This is a genomic window from Rhizobium oryziradicis, from assembly GCF_001939045.1.
Lineage (GTDB): Bacteria > Pseudomonadota > Alphaproteobacteria > Rhizobiales > Rhizobiaceae > Allorhizobium > Allorhizobium oryziradicis.
This window is the reverse complement of sequence record NZ_MKIM01000022.1, coordinates 244,229-264,409: the sequence shown is the minus strand read 5'-3', so window position 1 is coordinate 264,409 and position 20,181 is coordinate 244,229. Positions and strand designations below refer to the sequence as shown.

16 protein-coding genes are annotated in these 20,181 nt (G+C 56.3%); 6 read left to right on the top strand and 10 right to left on the bottom strand.

Features of this window, described 5'->3' with window-relative positions:
• Positions 1 to 20: 20 nt before the first annotated feature.
• From cydD to cydX, 5 genes are all read left to right on the top strand, one after another.
• Positions 21 to 1,727 (top strand): thiol reductant ABC exporter subunit CydD, encoded by a 1,707-nt coding sequence (gene cydD, locus BJF95_RS04985; RefSeq protein WP_175577199.1) that lies wholly within the window; start codon positions 21 to 23, stop codon positions 1,725 to 1,727.
• Entirely contained in the window at positions 1,724 to 3,391 is a 1,668-nt protein-coding gene (locus BJF95_RS04980; RefSeq protein WP_075638350.1) for an amino acid ABC transporter ATP-binding/permease protein, read from the top strand. The genes cydD and BJF95_RS04980 overlap by 4 nt, the downstream gene beginning before the upstream one ends.
• 145 nt (positions 3,392 to 3,536) lie before the next feature.
• On the top strand, positions 3,537 to 5,132 hold the full coding sequence (locus BJF95_RS04975; RefSeq protein ID WP_075638349.1) for a cytochrome ubiquinol oxidase subunit I: 1,596 nt from the start codon (positions 3,537 to 3,539) through the stop codon (positions 5,130 to 5,132).
• Positions 5,133 to 5,137: 5 nt separating this feature from the next.
• Positions 5,138 to 6,289 (top strand): cytochrome d ubiquinol oxidase subunit II, encoded by a 1,152-nt coding sequence (gene cydB / locus BJF95_RS04970; protein ID WP_075638348.1) that lies wholly within the window; start codon positions 5,138 to 5,140, stop codon positions 6,287 to 6,289.
• Positions 6,290 to 6,306: 17 nt separating this feature from the next.
• Positions 6,307 to 6,435 carry a cytochrome bd-I oxidase subunit CydX gene (gene cydX, locus BJF95_RS04965; protein WP_075638400.1) on the top strand — a complete coding sequence of 43 codons (129 nt, stop codon included), beginning with the start codon at positions 6,307 to 6,309 and terminating at the stop codon, positions 6,433 to 6,435.
• A gap of 69 nt (positions 6,436 to 6,504) precedes the next feature.
• Here the strand turns inward: cydX and BJF95_RS04960 are convergent, their stop codons facing one another.
• Both BJF95_RS04960 and BJF95_RS04955 read right to left on the bottom strand, forming a co-directional pair.
• Positions 6,505 to 7,953, bottom strand: a complete 1,449-nt coding sequence (locus BJF95_RS04960; RefSeq protein ID WP_075638347.1) for an aldehyde dehydrogenase — start codon at positions 7,951 to 7,953, stop codon at positions 6,505 to 6,507.
• Between the two features lie 30 nt (positions 7,954 to 7,983).
• Positions 7,984 to 9,516, bottom strand: a complete 1,533-nt coding sequence (locus tag BJF95_RS04955; RefSeq protein ID WP_245297232.1) for an aldehyde dehydrogenase — start codon at positions 9,514 to 9,516, stop codon at positions 7,984 to 7,986.
• A 115-nt stretch (positions 9,517 to 9,631) separates the two neighbouring features.
• Here BJF95_RS04955 and BJF95_RS04950 point away from each other — a divergent pair, with 115 nt between their 5' ends.
• Positions 9,632 to 10,528 (top strand): AraC family transcriptional regulator, encoded by an 897-nt coding sequence (locus tag BJF95_RS04950; RefSeq protein WP_075638346.1) that lies wholly within the window; start codon positions 9,632 to 9,634, stop codon positions 10,526 to 10,528.
• 112 nt (positions 10,529 to 10,640) lie between these two features.
• On the opposite strand, the gene BJF95_RS04945 is transcribed toward BJF95_RS04950, so the two are convergent.
• The 8 genes from BJF95_RS04945 to BJF95_RS04910 all read right to left on the bottom strand — a co-directional run bounded on the left by BJF95_RS04945 (position 10,641) and on the right by BJF95_RS04910 (position 20,162).
• Positions 10,641 to 11,963, bottom strand: a complete 1,323-nt coding sequence (locus BJF95_RS04945; protein ID WP_075638345.1) for an NAD(P)/FAD-dependent oxidoreductase — start codon at positions 11,961 to 11,963, stop codon at positions 10,641 to 10,643.
• A gap of 11 nt (positions 11,964 to 11,974) precedes the next feature.
• Positions 11,975 to 12,859 carry an ABC transporter permease gene (locus BJF95_RS04940; protein WP_075638344.1) on the bottom strand — a complete coding sequence of 295 codons (885 nt, stop codon included), beginning with the start codon at positions 12,857 to 12,859 and terminating at the stop codon, positions 11,975 to 11,977.
• An 11-nt stretch (positions 12,860 to 12,870) separates the two neighbouring features.
• Positions 12,871 to 13,821 (bottom strand): ABC transporter permease, encoded by a 951-nt coding sequence (locus BJF95_RS04935; RefSeq protein ID WP_075638343.1) that lies wholly within the window; start codon positions 13,819 to 13,821, stop codon positions 12,871 to 12,873.
• A gap of 99 nt (positions 13,822 to 13,920) precedes the next feature.
• On the bottom strand, positions 13,921 to 15,591 hold the full coding sequence (locus BJF95_RS04930; protein ID WP_075638342.1) for a peptide ABC transporter substrate-binding protein: 1,671 nt from the start codon (positions 15,589 to 15,591) through the stop codon (positions 13,921 to 13,923).
• Between the two features lie 118 nt (positions 15,592 to 15,709).
• The gene (locus tag BJF95_RS04925) at positions 15,710 to 17,041 is read right to left on the bottom strand and encodes an NAD(P)/FAD-dependent oxidoreductase (protein WP_075638341.1); all 1,332 of its coding nucleotides are present in this window, start codon (positions 17,039 to 17,041) and stop codon (positions 15,710 to 15,712) included.
• Positions 17,041 to 17,739, bottom strand: a complete 699-nt coding sequence (locus tag BJF95_RS04920) for an SDR family NAD(P)-dependent oxidoreductase (protein WP_075638340.1) — start codon at positions 17,737 to 17,739, stop codon at positions 17,041 to 17,043. Before BJF95_RS04920 ends, BJF95_RS04925 begins: the two co-directional genes overlap by 1 nt.
• Before the next feature lie 76 nt (positions 17,740 to 17,815).
• Positions 17,816 to 18,307: a MarR family winged helix-turn-helix transcriptional regulator gene (locus BJF95_RS04915; protein WP_075638339.1), complete on the bottom strand. Its 492-nt coding sequence runs from the start codon at positions 18,305 to 18,307 to the stop codon at positions 17,816 to 17,818.
• Between the two features lie 202 nt (positions 18,308 to 18,509).
• The gene (locus BJF95_RS04910; protein WP_075638338.1) at positions 18,510 to 20,162 is read right to left on the bottom strand and encodes a dipeptide ABC transporter ATP-binding protein; all 1,653 of its coding nucleotides are present in this window, start codon (positions 20,160 to 20,162) and stop codon (positions 18,510 to 18,512) included.
• Positions 20,163 to 20,181 lie beyond the last annotated feature (19 nt).

The window sequence follows — 20,181 nt, the reverse complement described above, 5'->3', positions numbered from 1 at the left end:
TTTCAGGTTTGGCCGTGACTTTGAGCAAGAAAAACATCCTTGACCCCGGTTCCGAGAGATTGAAATCGATCGAGAAACGTGTCGCTAAGCAGCTTCGGCACGCTGGTCTGCTGGCTTTTTGCGCAAGTGTGCTTGCAGTTGCGCAAAGCATGATTGTCGGTGTCAGTCTTGGCGCGCTTGCAAGTCAATCAGCCTCTTTTCTTGCAACCGGGCTTGCGGCTTTGATCTATCTCGGGCTTGGCTTTTTGCGTCATGGTCTTGATTCTTTGGGCGGGCGCGTTGCTTTTGTTGCGGCCCAAAAGGTCATTGCCGAGGAGCGCAAGATCTTGCTTGAGCGCGAAAGCCGGATTTCGCCCTGGTCCGGTTACGGGTTTTCATCGGCATTGGGTGCGCAGCTGATCGCCAATAAGCTCGATATGCTTTTGCCCTATCTGTCGCGCTACCATATTGCGTCGTTCAAAACCCGCACAGTTCCATTTGTTATTTTGGCGATTGCAGCATGGTATTCCTGGGTGGCGGTGCTGATTTTTATCATTGCCGGGCCTTTGATTCCCGTGTTCATGGCCTTGATTGGTTATGCGGCACGTGATGCCAGCCTGAAACATCTCAAGGAAACCGGCTCGCTGAACGCTTTGTTGCTTGAGCGCCTGAATGCCTTGGTTGATATCAAATTGCTGGATGGTCGTGAGGTCATGGTCAACCAGTTTTTTGACACAGCCGATGCTTTGCGCCAGCGCACCATGGCCGTGCTGCGCATTGCTTTTTTGTCCTCCACCGTGCTGGAGCTGTTTTCCGCCATTGGCATTGCCATGGTCGCGGTCTACGTTGGTTTTACCCTTTTGGGTGAGCTGAATTTTGGCACTTATGGCACGCCGCTTTCCATTGGCGGCGGCATTTTTCTGCTTCTTTTGGCTCCTGATTTTTTTGCTCCGCTGCGCGATCTGGCATCCGCATGGCATGACCGCGCCAGCGCTCTTGGGGTGGCAGAAGAGTTGGCGGAGCTGGAGGCAAAACCCAAAAGCTTCATGCTAGGATCGGGTGACGCAGCCCTTGCTCTCAGCAATGCCATTTCTATCAAAACCCACGGCCTTTGCCATCAGCGGCCTGATGGTGGGGTGATTGCCTATGCCAATTGCCATATTCGTGCTGGCGAAACGGTAGCCATTACCGGCCCCAGTGGGGTGGGCAAAAGCACATTGCTGGCACTGCTTGCCGGGTTGGTGCAGCCAAGTGCTGGTGTCATCAGCGTTGCCGGAGTTGCGCTCGATGATGAAACGGCTGATGCTTGGAGAACGCGCCTTGCATGGGTCTCGCAAAATCCGCATTTTCACAATGCAAGCCTGCGCGCCAATGTCACAGAAGGGCAAGCGTTTGATCAGAAGCGCTGGGCTGCCGCGATGGCGGCAGTTGGGCTGGATGGCCTCGTAGTCACGCTGCCGCGTGGCGAACTCACCCGCCTTGGTGAAACCGGCAGTGGGCTTTCTGGTGGTGAAGCGCGCCGCGTGATGTTGGCCCGTGCCCTTTATACTGATGCCGATGTGGTGTTGGCCGACGAACCAACGGCCGATCTGGACAGTGAGAATGCCAAGCGCGTGACAGAAAGCCTACTGGCCTTGGCGCGGCGCGGCAAAACATTGATTGTTGCCACCCATGATGCGCGGCTGGTGGCGCAATTGGGGCGCGAGATCAAGCTTTGTGCGGTTCAGCCCTTGGAGCAGGTGGCATGATCCGTCTTTTCCGTCTGTTTTTGCGCATTTGGCGTGCGCATCTTGGGTCTTTGTTGCTCGGCACTTTCTTGTCTGTGCTGGTGCTGTTCGCAGGCACGGCCCTGTTGGGCCTGTCTGGCTGGTTTATCACCGCAACAGGCATGGCCGGGCTGATGGGTATTGGCATTGCCTTTAACGTGTTTGGGCCAAGCGCTGGCATTCGTGCCTTGGCGTTGGGCCGAGCCGTGACGCGCTATGGCGAACGAGTGCTGAGCCATGATGCGACGCTGAAAGGGCTTGCGGCCTTGCGCGGCCAGTTGCTGGCGGCCATGACCAAGGCTCCGCTTCGGGCGCTGGCAGCTTTGCGCGGATCGGAACGGCTGAACCATCTGACACTGGATGTTGATGCGCTGGATGGGCTGGCCTTGCGGCTGATCATTCCGCTGACGTCAATGGTTGTGGTGCTCTCAGGCTTTATTGTGTTGGTGTGGTGGCTTGAGAGTGGTTTGGTTGCTTCTATTCAGGCTGTTAGCTATCTGTTGGGGCTAACACTTGCCGCCACGCTGGTGCTGAAAAACACCAGCCAACCGTCGCGCCTGGCGCAAAAAGCGCTTCAGGCGCTGCGTGAGCGCTATATTGAAGTGCTGCGTGCGCGGCCCGAATTGATGGTGGCGGGCGCGCTGGCAAGCCACAGCCGCAAGGTTTTGGATGCGCAAGACCGATTGCAGCACGCGCAAGGCAAGATTGACCGGTTTGAGCGGCTTGCGGGTCTTTGCTTAAGCGGTGCCGGCACGGTGGCGGCGTCTGCCAGTCTTTATTTCGGCATCACCCTTGCCCAGCGGGGTTTGATAGATGCGCCCATGGCGGCGTTCGGCTTTTTCACAGCCCTTGCTCTCACTGAAGTCATTGCGCCGGTTCATCGCGGTCTTACTGAGCTTGGCCGTATGAAAGATGCCGCACGGCGGGTTGATGCGCAGATGCATCAAGGCGAAACGCTGGCCGAGCAAGCAGCCAAACCGGCATTTGCGGGCAATGCAGATCAACCGGTTTTGGCGTTTTCGGGCGTGCGTTACGATCAGTTTGGCCGCTCGATTTTAAACGATTTTTCTCTCACCCTTCATGCCGGCGAAACGGTGGCTCTCACGGGACCAAGTGGCGTTGGAAAGAGCACGGTGCTGCTGCTGGCTCTCGGACAGCTCACGCCGCAGGCAGGCCATATCCATATCGCCGGTCAAGATGTTTTTGCCCTGTCTGAGGCGCAGCTGTTTTCTGTTGCAACACTGTTGCCACAGCGAAGTGCGCTGATGAGCGGCACGGTGATGGATGCCTTGCGCCTTTCGCAGCCAAATCTTGATGAAGCGCAAGCGTGGAAGGTGCTCACGGCGGTGCAGCTTGCCAATGTTATTATCGATCGCGGCGGACTTGATAGCACGCTGGGCGAAGGCGGTTCTGGTCTGTCAGGAGGAGAGCAGCGGCGCTTGGTGCTTGCCCGCGTGTTGCTGCGCAATCCCCGTCTGCTTTTGCTGGATGAGCCGACTGAAGGCCTCGATCACGCCACGGCGCAGGCCGTTTTGCTGGGCATTCGCGCCATGTTGCCAGACGCTGCAATTTTGATGGCCTCGCACCAGGCCGTGGAAAAATCCGCAGCCGATCGGATTGTGTCGCTTACCTGGAAACAACCATAGTGCGGCAGGGTGCGGCGCATTGGCGCATTTGTATATTGTATAATCGCTTTTTGATTTCGATCAACTCCAGCATGGGGTGCCAAGCGTAAACACAGCGCATGTGCATTGCAAAATGCATTTTTTCGGGTCAGAAAGAGCAAAGACAATGGAACTCAATATCATTGAGCTATCGCGCTTGCAGTTTGCTGCAACGGCGCTTTACCACTTCCTTTTCGTTCCCCTGACACTCGGACTTTCCGTTATCGTCGCCATTATGGAGACCGTCTATGTCATGACGGGACGGCCTATCTGGCGGCAAATGACGAAATTCTGGGGTACATTGTTCGGGATCAACTTCGTCCTTGGCGTGGCCACCGGTCTCACCATGGAATTCCAGTTCGGCATGAACTGGAGCTACTATAGCCAATATGTCGGCGATATTTTCGGCGCGCCCTTGGCCATTGAAGGCTTGATGGCCTTCTTTCTGGAGGCCACATTTGTTGGCCTGTTCTTTTTCGGCTGGGACAAGCTCTCGGCGCGGGCGCATCTGATTGTTACCTGGCTGGTGGCGATCGGCTCCAACATGTCGGCGCTGTGGATTTTGATTGCCAATGGCTGGATGCAAAATCCGGTTGGCGCTGTCTTTAATCCGCAGACCATGCGCATGGAAATGACCAGCTTCTACGACGTTGTTTTCAACGAGACAGCACAAGCCAAATTTGTGCATACGGTGTCGGCGGGTTATGTCACGGCAGCGGTCTTCGTGCTCGGTGTTTCTGCCTGGTATTTGCTTAAGAATCGTCATGTGGACCTTGCCAAACGCTCGATTGCCATTGCCGCCAGCTTTGGCCTTGCCGCATCGCTCTCGGTTGTGGTGCTGGGTGATGAGTCGGGTTACGGTGTCAGCCACTCGCAGAAGATGAAAATGGCAGCCATTGAAGGCATGTGGGAAACCCAACCCGCACCCGCCAGCTTCACCCTGTTTGGTTTTCCCGATCAGCAAGCGCGCGAAACCCATTACGCCATTCATATTCCCTATGTCATGGGCTTGATTGGCACACGCTCGCTCACCACGGAAATTCCGGGCATCGACCAACTGGTTGCCCAGGCAGAGGTGCGTATTCGCTCTGGCCTGATTGCCTATGACGCGCTGATGAATGTGCGCGCCAACAGGGGCAAAATGACCGATGCCGATAAGGCCGCCTTCGAAAATCACAGTGCGGATTTGGGATTTGCCTTGCTGCTGAAGCGTTACACCGATGATCCACGCACAGCCACGCCAGAGCAAATTGTCAAGGCCGCCAATGATACCGTGCCAACGGTTTGGCCGCTGTTTTGGGCCTTCCGCCTGATGGTTGTCCTCGGCTTTGCCTTCATCGGCGTGATGATCTGGTTCTTCTACATGGTGTCGTTTCGCAAGATGCAGTTTCCGCGTTACGCCCTGTGGATTGCCGTTCTCATCATTCCTGCCCCCTGGATTGCTGCTGAACTGGGATGGATTGTTGCCGAGTTTGGTCGTCAACCCTGGACCGTGGATGGCGTGTTGCCAACGGCGCTTTCGGCCTCCAGCCTTAGCGTGACAGATCTCTTGCTCACCTTGGCAGGCTTTGTGCTGCTGTACACGGCGCTGTTCGTGGTCGAGATGGGCTTGATGCTCAAATATATCCGCAAAGGCCCGCATATCGACGTGCATGAAACTGAAAACTGGCAGAAGCAGCACAGCGCTCGCCTTGCTCCCGCCACCCTTCCTGCTGCGGAGTAATCATCATGATCCTCAATCTACTCATCGACTTTGACGTCTTGCGCGTGATCTGGTGGGTGCTGCTGGGCGTTCTGCTCACGGGCTTTGCCCTCACCGATGGCTTTGATATGGGCGTTGGCGCGCTGCTGCCCTTTGTTGGTCGCAACGATCTGGAGCGTCGCGTGACCATCAACACCATCGGCCCTGTTTGGGAAGGCAACCAGGTCTGGTTCATTCTGGGCGGTGGTGCCATCTTTGCCGCTTGGCCTCCGCTTTATGCAGCCAGCTTTTCGGGCTTTTATCTGGCGATGTTTGCCATTCTGGCATCCTTCATCTTACGTCCGGTTGGTTTCAAATATCGCTCCAAGCGTGACAGCGCTTTATGGCGGAACTGCTGGGATTGGGCGCTGTTTGTGGGTGGTGCTGTGCCAGCGCTGATCTTTGGTGTTGCCATGGGCAATGTCTTGCAGGGTGTGCCGTTCCGCTTTGATGAAGACCTTCGGATTTTCTATGACGGCACATTCTTTGGTCTTCTGAACCCCTTTGCCTTACTCGCGGGCGTGGTGTCGCTGATGATGCTGGTGACCCATGGTGCGGCGTGGCTCAACCTCAAAACAGAAGGTGCCGTGCGCGATCGCGCCCGTAAAATTGGCTCGGTCACATCGCTGATCACTGTTGTGGCCTATATTCTCGCTGGTGTCTGGCTGGCAAAGGGGATTGTGGGCTATCAGGTCACCCTTCCAGCCGTGGCAGATGGTCCATCCAACCCGCTGTATAAGGAGGCTATTCAGGCCGGATCGTGGTTGTCTGCCTATGCCATCCGTCCCTGGATTGCGGTTGCACCCATTGTGGGCATTCTGGGTGGTCTGCTGACATTCCTTGGTCTTCGTGCTGGTCGGGAAGTGTCGACGCTGTTGTTCTCGAAGCTGTCGATTATTGGCGTGGTCTCATCGGTGGGATTGACCATGTTCCCCTTCATTCTGCCATCCACCATTGATCCACGCTCATCGCTGACAGTGTGGGATTCCTCATCCTCGCAACAGACCTTGTTTGTGATGCTGGTGGCTGCGGTGATTTTTGTACCGATTATCCTTGCCTATACCTCATGGGTCTACAAGGTTCTGTGGGGCAAGGTCACGGAAGCCGACGTCAAAGCCAATTCAGAATCGGTTTATTGACCGAGAAAGGAAATATCATGTGGTACTTCGCCTGGCTTCTCGGATTGCCCTTTGCCGCCATGTTTGCCGTTTTGAACGCCATGTGGCTGGAAATGCAGGAAGATGCGCGCACCATGAAGCAGCCTGCATCCAAAGCCAAAAAATAAGTCAAGCTCGCAGATTATGCGATAAACATCCGGGAGAGGCGAAAAGCCTCTCCCGGATTTACTCATTTATCAGAACGGATAATGCTGGTTTGGATCTTCAATGGTAATCCAGCGCAGATCGGTAAACTCGGCAATGCCAGCCTTGCCACCAAAGCGGCCGTAGCCAGAACCCTTCACGCCGCCAAACGGCATTTGGCCTTCATCGCCAACGGTTGGGCCGTTGATGTGGCAAATGCCGGATTCGATGCGGGCGGCCACAGCCAGAGCGCGCTGAATATCGCGGCTGAACACGGCGGCTGACAGGCCGTATTCGGTATCATTGGCGATGCGAATGGCCTCTTCCTCGTCTTTGACGCGAATAACCGGCTTGACGGGGCCGAAGCTTTCTTCATCAAAGCTGCGCATGCCTTCCTTGACATGATCCAGCAAGGTCGCGGCAACAACGCTGCCGGTGATCTGGCCCCCTGCTACAAGGGTTGCACCCTTTGACGTTGCATCATCAATAAAGGCCTGCATTTTCACGGCTGCTTCTGGGTTCACCAGCGAGCCCAGCACCACATGGCCGCGCGGATCACCGGCGGGCAGCGAGGCGACGCGGGCGGCGAGCTTTTGCACAAATTCATCGGCAACCGAATCCACCACAATCAGGCGCTCGGTGGACATGCAGATCTGGCCGTTGTTGGCGTAGCATCCAAACACGGCAGCATTGACCGCACCGTCAATATCGGCATCTTCCAACACAATCAGCGGAGCCTTGCCGCCAAGTTCCAACAGCGCTGGCTTGAGATGACGGCCGCAAAGCTCGCCAATGATCCGGCCAACCTTGGTGGAGCCGGTGAAGTTGACCCGGCGCACTTCCGGTGCCGACACCAGCGCTTCCACCACTTGGGCTGCATCTTCCGGCGCATTGGTGATGACATTGATAACGCCGTCGGGAAGACCGGCTTCCACCAGCACGTCGCCGATCAACACATGAATGGCAGGGCAGGCCTCGGAGGCTTTCAAAATGGCGGTGTTGCCGCAGGCAATGGCCATGGCAACCGCACGGGTGCCCAGAATAATCGGCGCATTCCATGGTGCAATGCCAAGGCACACACCGGCAGCCTGCCGGGTTGCCATCGCCAGCGTGCCGGGCTTTTCAGAGGGAATGACCTCGCCCTGAATCTGGGTGGTCATGCTGGCCACTTCGCGCAAGATGCCCGCACCCAGCATGGCGTTAAAGCCTGCCCAAGGCGCTGTGCCGCCTGTTTCCTCGATCATCAGCTTGGCAAATTCGCCAGCCTTGGATTCCATAATGTCGGCAGCCTTCAACAGCAGTGCGCGGCGCGCATTGGGTCCGGTTTTAGACCAGGCCGGGAAAGCGGCTTGCGCTGCGGCAACCGCTGCCTTCACATCCTCGATGCTTGAAGCCGGGGCGCGGCTGGCCACTTTGCCCGTAAAGGGATCAATGCGGTCAAATGTCTTGCCCGAAATGGCGTCGACCTTTTTGCCGTTGATTATTTGTTTGATTTCAAACATGGTTTTCCTCCTGCATGTTATGTTTTGTGTTTAAATCGGGTAGTGTTTTTCACCAGATGAGACGGTTACCCAGCGCAATTCCGTGAATTCATCCAGCGCCGCTTCTCCTCCAAAGCGGCCATAGCCTGATGCCTTGACCCCGCCAAAGGGCATATGCGGATGATCTTCGACGGTTGCGGAATTGATGTGCAAAATGCCAGTTTCAACCCGCCGCGCCAACGCCATGGCCTTTGCCACGTTGCGGCTGAACACGGCACCAGACAGGCCATATTCGCAGTCATTGGCAATGGTGATCGCCTCTTCATCGTCGCCTACGCGAATGATGGAAACGAGGGGCCCAAAACTTTCCTCGCGATAAAGCCGCATGGTTGGTGCGACATGATCAATCACGGTCGCATCCATCAGCGCGTCATGAACCTGCCCACCAACCACCACTTTCGCCCCTTTGGCCACGGCGTCATCAATCATTGCGGCAATGCGACGGCCGGAATCGACTGAAATCAGCGTACCAAGCGGGTGGGCCACGGCCATGGGATCGGCGGCAGTCAGCGCTCTGGCTTTTTCGACAAACAGACCCACGAAGGCATCTGCCACCGCATCAAGCACGATGATACGCTCTGTGGACATACACACCTGACCCTGATTGAAAAACGCACCAAAGGCGGCAGCCTTTGTTGCCTCTTCCAGATCGGCATCGTCCAACACGATCAACGGTGCCTTGCCGCCCAATTCCAGCAGACAGCGTTTGAGATGGCGGGCGGCCATCTGGGCAATGATGCGGCCAACGCGGGTGGATCCGGTAAAATTCACCCGGCGCACGACGGGATGGGCAATCAGTGCTTCGACAATCAAAGACGCATCCGCGGGCGCATTGGAGATGATGTTCAACACGCCATCCGGCAGGCCCGCTTGCTGCAACACATCGCCCAAAAGTCTCTGGGTTGCGGGGCAAAGCTCGGAGGTCTTCAAAATGACCGTGTTGCCGCAGGCCAGCGCCAGCGCAAAAGAGCGCACAGCCAGCAAGATGGGAGCATTCCATGGTGCTATTGCCAGACAGACACCAGCGGGTTGGCGAATGGAAACGGAATAGGGTTCTGGCAGCGGATCGGGCAGGGGGCTTTCCGCCATGTAGCGGGTCATGCTGGCGGCATCGATCAGGATTTTGGCACCATACTCAACATTGAATTCGCACCATTGCCGGGTCGCGCCCGTCTCGGCCATCATCACCGGGATAAAAGCCTCTTTCTGTTGGATCAGCAGCTCTGCCGCCTTTTCCAGAAGGGTTTTGCGCGCTGACGGGCCGGTTGCTGACCAGTCGGGAAAGGCGGAGGCCGCACTCAAGGCAGCGTTGTCCACATCCGCAACGGTGGCCGCGCTGGCAATGGTGACAACATCACCAGAGAGCGGGTTGATGCGCGTGAATGTGGCGTGTGAGACAGAGCCAACAGCTTTGCCGCTCACCAAGAGATCGGCGCGAAAAGGCTCGGCATTGGCATGCCCCTGCGCGGGCGCACTCGCGATGTTCACATCTGAAGGAAAACCCCGCCCTGACCCCATGCTCATTGCCTCCTCCCAAAGGCTCAATGTGAACTTACAGCATTGCGATTCTATAAGAATGTTTATATCTGGGTTGTAATTATAGAAAAATGGGTATCCTTGTAAAACCAAGGGGGATGGGATGACCGATGATTTCGCCTTGATGCGGCATCTGCGGGCGGAAGTGTGGGAACCCGCGCTGTCCGAGCGCAGTTTTCGCACCGGTGCCGCACCCCACCGTTGGTTTGTCCATCTGGTTTTTCTCAGCCATGGCCGCATGACAATAGAGCGTGCCGAGCAACAGGAGGTGCTGGAGGGGCCAAGTCTGGCAGTTGTACCGCCCTCCGATAGCAGGCGTTTGCGCCTGGCTGCGGGTTCGCGCGCCTATGTGGCGGGTGCCGCGATGGACGTTATGGCGCAAGCCGTGGGTGATTATCCTGAATCACCTGCCATTCGCCAGTTTATAGGCCATTTCAGTCTGTTTAAGAGAATGGATGCTGGCGCGTGCCGCTCTTTGGAGACGCAATTTCAGGCGCTGATTGCTGAGGTTCAAGCCCAGAGCCAGCCGTCGCAGATGGCGGTTTCCGCGCATCTGCAACTTCTTTTGCTCTGGGCGTGGCGCTACAACACGCCGGATGAGCCTGCCGCCGTGCTCTCAGTGGGTGGTGGCACGCTGTTGCAACAATTTCGACAATTGGTCGAAACCGAGTTTCGCCAGCACCGGCCTATATCCTATTATGCACAGCAGCTTGGCATTTCCATGGATCGCCTGCACGCGATTTGCAGCCGCAGTCTCAGCCGCGCTCCGCTGGAGCTGTTGCATGAGCGCTTGGCGCAGGAGGCCCGCATCCGGCTTGAACGTTCAGACCGCAGTGTGCGCGACATCTCCGACGGGCTGGGCTTTAAAGACCCGGCGCATTTCAGTCATTTTTTCAAAGGTAAAACCGGCCTGTCACCCGCCCGTTATCGTAAAGCCGTGCGCCAGACATCCGCGCCAGCCGCCACCCGCGTCAATGTGGATTATCACGACTGGCCGTGACGGCTGGAGCTGGTCATGCGGCCAGATCCTACATTTTGATCGAGTCCGATTAACGTTACGCTGCCTTTTGAGCATCATCGGAATTTTTGCAACAGAACCCTATTGGGCGTGATCAGGGGTGCGGTGGTAGTGTGGCTCCATCCATACGACTTTTAAGCCAATCCACCGCCCGATAATAGCGTAAGGTCAATTGCGGGCCATAACTCATGTAAAACGGTGCCTTGTGCAACGGCTCGATTTTGAGTGACAGGTCTTTCTCCGGCACGTCCAGCGCCCACTCTGACAAAATGCCACCCAACATGCTGCCGGTGGGCACTCCGCGTCCTGAAAGACCCGTGAGTGCTACAACACCGGGGGCGAGGCCGTAAAGGCGAGGGACTGTCCGGTATTGCATATCCAGTTCACCGAACCAGAAGTAATCCCAACGGATATCCTGTTTGATTTGCGGGTGCAGCCATTTCAGCCGATCACTCATCACCTGCCGCGTATAGGCCATGTCGCGGCCACGGCGACCCATGGGAAACATGGAGGCCACGATGCGGCCCTCGGCATTGTATTTGTAAACATAGATGTCGCCCCGACCATCGTGGATGGTGGTGTTTTGTGGCAGCACGGATTGGCGTTCATCATCGGACAGGGGCTGGGTTGCGGCCACAAACACTTTCATGATCTTGAAGCTTTGATCCAGCTTCGGCCAGCCACCCACGGTGTAGGCTCCGGTGGAAAAAATCACCTTATCGGCAACAACAGAGCCTTTCTCGGTTTTCACCAACCAGCGCCCGCCTTCGGGTTTGATGTCATCCACGCGTGATCCAGTGTAGAGGGCTGCGCCCTCCTGCATCACAGCACGGGCGAGACCACGGGCATAGCCCAGGGGATTAACATGGCCCCCTTCGGTGTGAAACCAGCCACCGAAAAAGCGGGGGCTGCCGGTGATGTCTTCCACTTCGGCTTTATTCACAAAGCGCGTTTTCGCACCAACGGCGTTATATTGACCAACCTTTTCCTGAATGAGTGGAATGGCGCTAGGCCGCGATGCCGCCTGAATATAGCCATTCTGCTGCCATTCGCACTGGATTTGATAATGCTGGATCATGCTGGACACTTTGGCATTGGCTTGTGTCTGGCGGGCAATCAGCCGTTCCGCCCAAGGCTCGCCCAGCAATTTGCGCAATTGCGGCAGGCTGTAATGGGTAAATGTTGGGGTGCAGTGGCCAGCATTGCGGCCGGAGCCGCCAAAACCAGCCTGTTGTGCCTCTAACAGCACCACTTTGACGCCTTTCTTTGCCAATTCCAGCGCCGTGGTCATGCCGGTATAGCCTGCACCAACAATGCAGACATCGGCCTGCACGCGCTCCTCCAGCATAAGGGTCTGCGGGGCAGGGGCGGCGGTTGCAAACCACAGGCTGTCTTCAAAGGGAGAGAATTTGCTCATCGTTATCATCCTCAATGCAGATCGCCGCGCGCGTCCAGCGCATCACGCAATCCGTCGCCGATAAAGTTGAAACTGGTCACAGCAAGGGTAATGGCAATGCCCGGCACAATCGCCAGCCAAGGCGCTGAGGCCAGATATTGCTGTGCGCCATTGAGCATATTACCCCAGCTAGGCAGCGGTGGCTGAATGCCGTAACCCAGAAAGCTGACATAGGCTTCCAGCAGAATGGCGCGGGCAACAGTCAGCGTTGCGGCCACAATGATGGGACCCATGACATTGGGCAGCAACTCCCGAAACATGATCCAGCGGTTGGGAAGGCCCAGCATCCGCGCCGCCAGAATGAAATCACGCTCCCGCAGGGAGCGTACCTCGGCCTCAACAATACGAGCCACTTCCATCCAACTGGTGACGGCAATGATCACGGTAATCATGAACGGGCTTGGCTTGATGAAAGCTGCCAGCGCCAGCAGCAGAAAAATGCTGGGAAAGGCCAGAAAGGCATCCACAAAACGCATCAGAAAGGCACCAATCCGCCCACCATAATAGCCCGCCGCCACACCGATGATGGTGCCAAACACGGTGCAGAGCACCATGGCAAAAAAGCCGATCAGCAGCGAAATTCGTCCGGCCATAAACAAGCGCGCCGCCAGATCGCGTCCCAAAGGGTCAGTGCCGAAGATATGATAGCCGGTCAACGGTGGGGCAAAGCGGGCGCGAAGGTCGATATAAAGATCATTGAACGGCAAAAGCCATGGACCAACAACACAGGCCAGCGTCAAAACGGTGATCATCACCAGTCCAACCATGGCCAGCTTGTGGCGGGCAAAGCGCCGCAAAGTTCTGTTTTGCCACCAATGGTGGGAGGCAGCGGCGGGAATGGTGGCGGCTTGGGACATTGTTGTTCTCCTTAACCGAGGCGAATGCGTGGGTCGATAAAGGCAACCAGCAGATCGGCAATCAGATTGCCCGCCAGCACAAAAATGGCGGAAAACATCAAAAGCCCCATCACCACAGGGTAGTCGCTATAACCCAGACTATCGAGAAACAGCCGCCCCATGCCGGGCCATGTAAACACGGTCTCAGTCACCAGCGCGCCGCCGAGAATGGTCGGCAATTGCATGCCCGCCAGCGTGATCATCGGCAAAAGAGCATTGCCAACAACATGTCTCATTAGCACTCGGCGCGGAGTGAGCCCTTTGGCTTTTGCGGTGCGGACAAAGTCTTGATGGATCACATCCAGTGTGGCCGTGCGCATATAGCGGCTCCAGATGGCAACATTGACCAGCGCCAACACGACCGAAGGCATAATCAGATGGATCGCGAAATCCGCAAACGACCCGTCGCCCGCTGTGTACATGCTACCGGAGGGCAACCATTTCAGCTTCAGAGAGAACAGATAGATTGCCACCAGCCCGAACCAGAAGGTCGGGATGGACAGCGCAATCATGGCCCCGATGGTGGCCACGTAATCAAACAACGAATAACGGCTGACAGCACCTTTGATACCCACCCAGGTGCCGATGATAATAGAGAGCACGGTCGACGTTCCCATCAGCAGCAAAGTTGCGCCCAGATGGCTGAAAATGATGTTCAGCACGGGCTGTCCATCGCGATAGGATTTGCCCCAATCACCACGCACCAGATGCCAGAGCCAATCAAGATACTGGATTGGCAGAGGTCGATTAAGGCCCATTTGTTCGGCCACGCGATCCAGCGTGGCCTGTGTCATGCCGGGTGTCAGCACATATTGCGACAAAGGCCCGCCGGGTGCGAGCGTGAGTGCCGCAAAACCGATAATCGAGACCAGAAGCAGCAGAACAAGGCTCTGCCACAATCTTCCGAGGAGATAATGAGTCATAGGAGGCTCTCCAGCTGAGAGGTGTTGCGTAGAGGCAATTTGCCTATGGCGCTTCCCCCTCAGCCTTGCCAGCAAGAGGGGGCTATCTTTCGCCGCAGCTTATGCCCTGTACCAGCTCCCCACATTCCAGCTGTCGATGCGCACATTGCTATTGGCAATGACATTCTCAACCCCGGCTTTATGGCCACGCACCACCGTGAACGGGAACATCGGCAGGAAGGGCAGATCGTGACGGACAATCTCCTGAATTTTCAGGTAAACCTTCTTGCGCTCTTCCGGCACAAAGGACGTACCACCTTCACTGAGAAGTTTATCCACCTCCGGGTTGGCATATTGCCAGACGTTTTGACCTGCACCACCCTTGGCGACTGTGGAGGTTGAGCGGAAATAATCGGATGTATCCGGGTCGGCCCCGGTGAGGAAGTCAATCCCGGCGATGGCCGAGTCAAACTGTGACTTCATCCAGAAATCACCCCACATCACGGCGGGTGGCAGGTTGGAGATGGACATCTCGACGCCAATATCCTTGAAAGATTGCTGCATGAATTGCTGCATCTGTTCGCGCAGATGATTGCCCGATGTGGTGGAATTGGCAAAGGATAGGCGCACGCCATTTTTCACCCGGATACCATCGCCGCCCGGCACCCAGCCCGCATCGTCCAGCAGTTTCTTTGCCTTTTCAAGACTATACTCATGCTTTGGCAAATCCGGGTTAAAGTAGAAGGATTGCGTTGGCATGTAGGTTTCGGTCGACTTCGGCAGGCCGTAATAGAGCGCATCCATGATCGTCTGTTTGTCGATGGCATGGTAAAGTGCTTGCCGGACAGCCAGATCCTGAAACTGCGGCTTGCCCAGATTGAAGGTCACGGTCTCGACCGTCGACCTCTCCATCACCTCAATCACCTTACCGGGCAGCTTCTTGGCATCCTCATAATGATCGGCGGTGATCCATTGCAGGCCAACCACATCAATTTCGCCTGCGGCAAACTGCGTGTACATCACGGTGAGGTCTGGAATATATTTATAGATGATCCGTTCCAGATAGGGGCCATCGCCGAAATAATCCGTGTTGGCGGCAAGGGTAATATGGTCACCCGCCACGCGCTCCAGCCATTTAAAGGGGCCTGTGCCCACCGGTGCGTTGTTAAAGGGGGCGTTATTTTTATCCGCTTCTGGCCCCAGAATATGCTTGGGCACAATGAAGGTGGACGCGAGAATCGAGGCATAAGGGGCAAAGGGCTTATCCATCCGCCAGGTGATTTCGGTGGGCGAGACCACGGTGATGTCACGAACCAGCTCGTGGCCGGTGCGCCGCCAGCTCAGGAAGTTCGGATCGACCAGAAGCTCCAGTGTGAATTTCACGTCCTCGGCGGTAAATGGCTTGCCATCATGCCATTTCACACCATCGCGCAGTTTGATTTTCCAATGCAGGCCATCTGCGGAAATGCCGCCATTGGCAACCGTGGGCACTTCAACAGCCAACGATGGTTTGAACACGCCCTTTTCGTCGATAAAAAACAACGGATCAAACACACTGAAGTGAATGCCCTCATCCACTTCGATATGCAGAAGGTGTGGATTGAACTTGGTTGGCTCCTGCGAAAAGGCGATGACAAGTTGGCCGGTTGGCTTTGCCGGTGGTGCGGCAAAGGCCTGTCCCCGGCCCAACAGGCCCGGCGTCACCACACCAGCGGCTGTCATCATCGCCATCATCGACAAGGCTTGACGGCGAGTGGGTTGCAGGATGGAGATGTTTTGAATTTCGGACATTTCTTTAGACATGGAGCTGTTCCCTATTTTATTTTTGAGCTGATCCATTTTGCGTCTTTTTGGTCTGCCTTCTTGTGAGGCGAGTTGTAGTCTCCCGTATGCGTGTTTGATGTCTGGGTTAAAAACCGCTGATGATCTCGATCTTCGATCCATCGGAAAAGCGGGAGAATCTGAAGTTATGGGCATCAACAATCGGCGCGCGACCAAGCACAATATCGGCCATCAGCCGCCCCGCCGCAGGCCCGATGCCAAAACCATGGCCGGAGAAACCCGTGGCCATATGGAAGCCCGGAATGGCATCAATGGCCGAAATCACCGGCACAGCGTCTGGCGTCACATCAATATAGCCCGCCCAGCGCTGGGCAATCTGGGCCTGCGCAAAGACCGGAAAGGCCTTGGTGAGATTGGCGAGCGCCAGATCAGACAGCTTTTTCGAGGGCACAGGGTCCAGCACGCGGCAATATTCAAACGGGCTTGGCTCATCCATGCGCCAGCGGGTTGAGAGGCGGGCTTCATCATAAAACCGGCCGCCCAATCGGAATTTCAACGACCGCCATTCCTTGCTCAGGGCTGGCAGAAAATCGAGCGCGAACTGGAAAGATTTGGGCACAATATCCACCACGTTTTCGTGGCCAGATGCAATGGTGTAGCCGCCATCCTGCCGCTTGCGCAGCGCAAAGCCATTGGACCAGATCGCCTGTTCCGGCCCTCCTTCCAGGGGCTTGGTGCGCAGCACACTATTCATCACCTTCAGCTGCGGTAGCCGCAGGCCAAACATGCCCGCAAACAGGCTGGACCACGCGCCGCCGGCCAACACCACAGATGTGCAGGCGATGGCTCCGCGCTCGGTGATCACACCGGAGACTTTGCCGCCAGAGGTTTCAATGCCGCGCACCGCGCATTCGGTGAGAATGCTGGCACCCTTGCGGCGGGCAGCCTCGGCGATGGCGGGGGCGGCCTTTTGCGGCTCGGCGCGGCCATCGTTTGAGGTGTAGAGCGCGCCTTCCAAAGGCAGATTGGAGCCGGGGAACATGGCGTTGAATTCCGCCTTGCTCAACATGCGTGAATCCAGCTGATAGCCTTCCAGATTGCGGTTCCAGCGCGCGTGGTCGGCATATTCTTTCGCATTGGCGCAGGTGAAGATAATTCCGGCCCGCTTATAGCCAGTATCGCCCTCAATGCGCTTGTCGAGATTGCTCCAGATGCGCAAGGCTTCGGCCATCAACGGCACTTCGCGCGGATCGCGCCTTGAAATCCGCACCCAGCCCCAATTGCGGCTCGATTGTTCCTGACCAATGCCACCTTTTTCGCAAAGGGCAACGCGCAATCCGGCTTCGGCCAGTTCCAACGCCGTTGACGTGCCAATGATACCGCCGCCAATCACGACAACATCGACTTCCTTCGGCAATTCGGCATCACCGTGAACAGGTACAACATAAGGACCGGGCATCAGTAGGACTCTTCCAGCTGGCAGTTGATGTTAAATTCGGCAATGCTTGCCTCGTTCGGCAGGTCGATCAGCATGGTGACAATGCGAGCCAGATCGCGCGGGTCGGTCATGTGCTCATCCGCTCGGTTGGTCAGGCCTCGGGCCATATCGGTGGCGACAAAGCCGGGGCAAACGGCGGTGGCGCGAATGCCAAGATCAAACCCCGCATGGCGGATGGCGTGGGCCAGCGCCACGGCGGCAAATTTCGACACGGAGTAAAGGCCGGAACTTGCGGATTTAACCCGCTTGCCTGAGAGCGAACCAATGATAATCACCCGCCCGCATCCGCTGGCAGACAGCGCATCCCAGGCAGCCTTGGCAAGACGGCGCGGGGCTTTGACATTCACGTCCAGCAACGCATCAATATCGTCGTCGTCTGCTTCAATCACCGTCTTGGCAATGATAATCCCGGCATTGGCGACAATTGCGTCAATAGCGCCAAATCTTTCAAGGGTTTGCGCCACCCAAGCGCCCTCCGCCGAGGCATCGGTGGCATCATAGGCAAACAGGTGCGTTTTGGCAGGATCAGCCCACTCCGGCATCACCGGCTGGCGCATGCCAAGCGATAAACGCCAGCCTTCGTCACTCAATTTTTGGGCAATAGCAGCGCCAATCCCGCGATTGGCACCGGAAATCATTGCGACGCGGTTTTTGTTCATACAATACGCGCCCCCGCGCAATCTTTAGCATCGGATTTTCAAAAAAAACCGGCGACCACTTTTCGGTCCGATGCTTTTAAGACGTAAACCCGACCTTTCGCCGGTAGACTTTTCGCAAGGCGTCGATAACGACGCGCTGCTCTTTCAAGGTCAGGTCCGAGAAAAACGCCTCAGACTGTGGCCCAACAATCGCGCGCACTTGCTGCGCGACCTCGGCACCCTTTGGCGTAATATACAGTTCCTGCGCACGACTATCTTCGGCGGAGACTTCCCGCCGGAGCAGCCCCTGACTTTCCATCAGGTCAACGAGACGGCCCATGGCCGAACGATCGCGCATAATAATCTGCGCAATCACCGAGGGCCGGATGCCGGGATGCCGATCGACCAGCAACAAGGTGCTGACCTTGCCGGTGCCTTTGGCCACTTCCAGATCGCCCAGTTTCTCATCCAGATCACGCGACACCACAATGCTGAGGCTGCGGATAAAGAAGCTCAGCATCTCATCCAGAACGCCAAGCTCAACCTCATCCACCGTCACCGGCGGTGCATTTTTTGTCTCCATCCCCATGCCATTGCCTCCTCAGACGCGCAAAAATCCATTCGCCGCCAATAGCATATGGCACGATGCCTTGAAACCTTCAGACCTTGTTTTTATTCACTTTCTCGATAGTGAGAGCATACAAAATTAGTGGATGATTACAACTATTATTTCGCTCTCGTGCCAGAAAAATACGCAGGAAAATTTCTGCCTGCAAAACGAGCAAACATGTTCATGCAGGCTCTGCGGCAATCTCCCAATCCGAGCCGGGAATGGCCGCTACCAGCCGTTTGGTATAGTCATTTTCGGGGTGTCGAAAGATGCGGGCAGGCGGGCCTTGCTCGACAATTTTGCCCTTGTAGAGCACGGCCACGTCATCACAAATCTGGCTTGCGACGCGCAGATCATGGGTGATGAACATCATGGCAATTTTGGTTTTGTTCTGAATCTCTTTGAGCAGCGTCAACACCTGCGCCTGAATCGAGACATCCAGCGCCGAGACCGCTTCATCGGCAATCAACAGCACCGGATCGAACATCAAGGCCCGCGCAATGCCAATCCGTTGGCGTTGACCGCCGGAAAATTCATGGGGGTAACGGTCATAGGCACCAGAATCCAACCCGACGAGTGAGAGCAACCGCAGTGCTTTCGCTTTGGCTTCCTGTTTCGACATTGCGTGGGCAATCGGCCCCGCTGTCAGCACAGTTTCAATGGTGTGACGCGGATTGAGGGATGCAAACGGATCTTGAAACACCATCTGGATATAGGGTCGAAGCGGGCGAAAGGCCTGCTCAGTCATGGGGCGAATGTCGCGCCCATCAAACAGGATGCGGCCACTATCAGCCTCCATCAACTTCATCAAAATACGCCCAAGCGATGATTTACCGGAGCCGGATTCTCCCACAATACCAAGAGTTTCACCTTCGCGGATTGTCAGGCTCACGCCATCAACGGCTTTCACGGCTCGGGCTTTGGCAAAAAAGCTGCCGGATGGGCGGTAGGTCTTTTCCAGATTTTCCACCTGTAGCACAATCGGGGTCTGCCCCTCGCGCATCTCATCAACGCTGCGCATGCGGGGCACGGCGGCCATCAACCTTTGCGTATAGGGATGTGTTGGGCGTTCCAGCACATCGGCAGCCACGCCCTGTTCAACGATTTTGCCTTTTTCCATCACAATCACCCGATCAGCAATTTCGGCCACAACGCCAAAGTCATGGGTGATGAACATCATGCTCATGCCTTTGCGGCGCTGGATTTTGCGGATCAACTCCAAAATCTGGGCTTGCGTGGTCACATCCAGCGCGGTGGTTGGCTCATCGGCAATCAGCACATCCGGGTCCAGCGCCAAGGCCATGGCAATCATCACTCTTTGGCGCTGACCACCAGAGAGCTGGAACGGATGTTGATGCTGAAGCGTCTTTGGCTCTGGTAGGCCGACTTCAACGAGCAATTCCAGCAGTTTCACAGATCGGGTTTCTGGCGTGCCGATGTTATGGGCTTGCATCACCTCAATGATCTGATCGCCAATGGTCATCAATGGGTTGAGCGCCGAGAGCGGGTCTTGAAAGATAATCGACACCACGCGCCCCCGCAGACCCCGCACCACATCCGGCTTGGCTTGCAAAATATCCATGCCGTTCAGCTCAATGCTGCCGCTCGTCACTTTGATCACCGGCGACAGCAAACCCATGACGGCACTGGCCGTCACCGACTTGCCCGAGCCGGATTCACCGATGATGCACAGGATTTCCCCCGCCAGAAGCGAGAAGGAAATATCCTGCACAGCATAGCTTCGTTCCATGCCCTTGGGCAGGCTGACGGTGAGATTGCGAACGGCAAGAACATTTGCAGATGGCATTGTGTGCGAGGCTGGAGAGCGGACCATTTCGGCTCCTGACAAGACG

What these genes read in the sequence shown, in the direction of transcription:
- BJF95_RS04980 (WP_075638350.1), top strand. Translation starts at nt 1,724, where the DNA reads ATGATCCGTCTTTTCCGTCTGTTTTTGCGCATTTGGCGTGCGCATCTT.
- BJF95_RS04975 (WP_075638349.1), top strand. Translation starts at nt 3,537, where the DNA reads ATGGAACTCAATATCATTGAGCTATCGCGCTTGCAGTTTGCTGCAACG.
- cydB (WP_075638348.1), top strand. Translation starts at nt 5,138, where the DNA reads ATGATCCTCAATCTACTCATCGACTTTGACGTCTTGCGCGTGATCTGG.
- cydX (WP_075638400.1), top strand. Translation starts at nt 6,307, where the DNA reads ATGTGGTACTTCGCCTGGCTTCTCGGATTGCCCTTTGCCGCCATGTTT.
- BJF95_RS04960 (WP_075638347.1), bottom strand. Translation starts at nt 7,953, where the DNA reads ATGTTTGAAATCAAACAAATAATCAACGGCAAAAAGGTCGACGCCATT.
- BJF95_RS04955 (WP_245297232.1), bottom strand. Translation starts at nt 9,516, where the DNA reads ATGAGCATGGGGTCAGGGCGGGGTTTTCCTTCAGATGTGAACATCGCG.
- BJF95_RS04950 (WP_075638346.1), top strand. Translation starts at nt 9,632, where the DNA reads ATGACCGATGATTTCGCCTTGATGCGGCATCTGCGGGCGGAAGTGTGG.
- BJF95_RS04945 (WP_075638345.1), bottom strand. Translation starts at nt 11,963, where the DNA reads ATGAGCAAATTCTCTCCCTTTGAAGACAGCCTGTGGTTTGCAACCGCC.
- BJF95_RS04940 (WP_075638344.1), bottom strand. Translation starts at nt 12,859, where the DNA reads ATGTCCCAAGCCGCCACCATTCCCGCCGCTGCCTCCCACCATTGGTGG.
- BJF95_RS04935 (WP_075638343.1), bottom strand. Translation starts at nt 13,821, where the DNA reads ATGACTCATTATCTCCTCGGAAGATTGTGGCAGAGCCTTGTTCTGCTG.
- BJF95_RS04930 (WP_075638342.1), bottom strand. Translation starts at nt 15,591, where the DNA reads ATGTCCGAAATTCAAAACATCTCCATCCTGCAACCCACTCGCCGTCAA.
- BJF95_RS04925 (WP_075638341.1), bottom strand. Translation starts at nt 17,041, where the DNA reads ATGCCCGGTCCTTATGTTGTACCTGTTCACGGTGATGCCGAATTGCCG.
- BJF95_RS04920 (WP_075638340.1), bottom strand. Translation starts at nt 17,739, where the DNA reads ATGAACAAAAACCGCGTCGCAATGATTTCCGGTGCCAATCGCGGGATT.
- BJF95_RS04915 (WP_075638339.1), bottom strand. Translation starts at nt 18,307, where the DNA reads ATGGGGATGGAGACAAAAAATGCACCGCCGGTGACGGTGGATGAGGTT.
- BJF95_RS04910 (WP_075638338.1), bottom strand. Translation starts at nt 20,162, where the DNA reads ATGGTCCGCTCTCCAGCCTCGCACACAATGCCATCTGCAAATGTTCTT.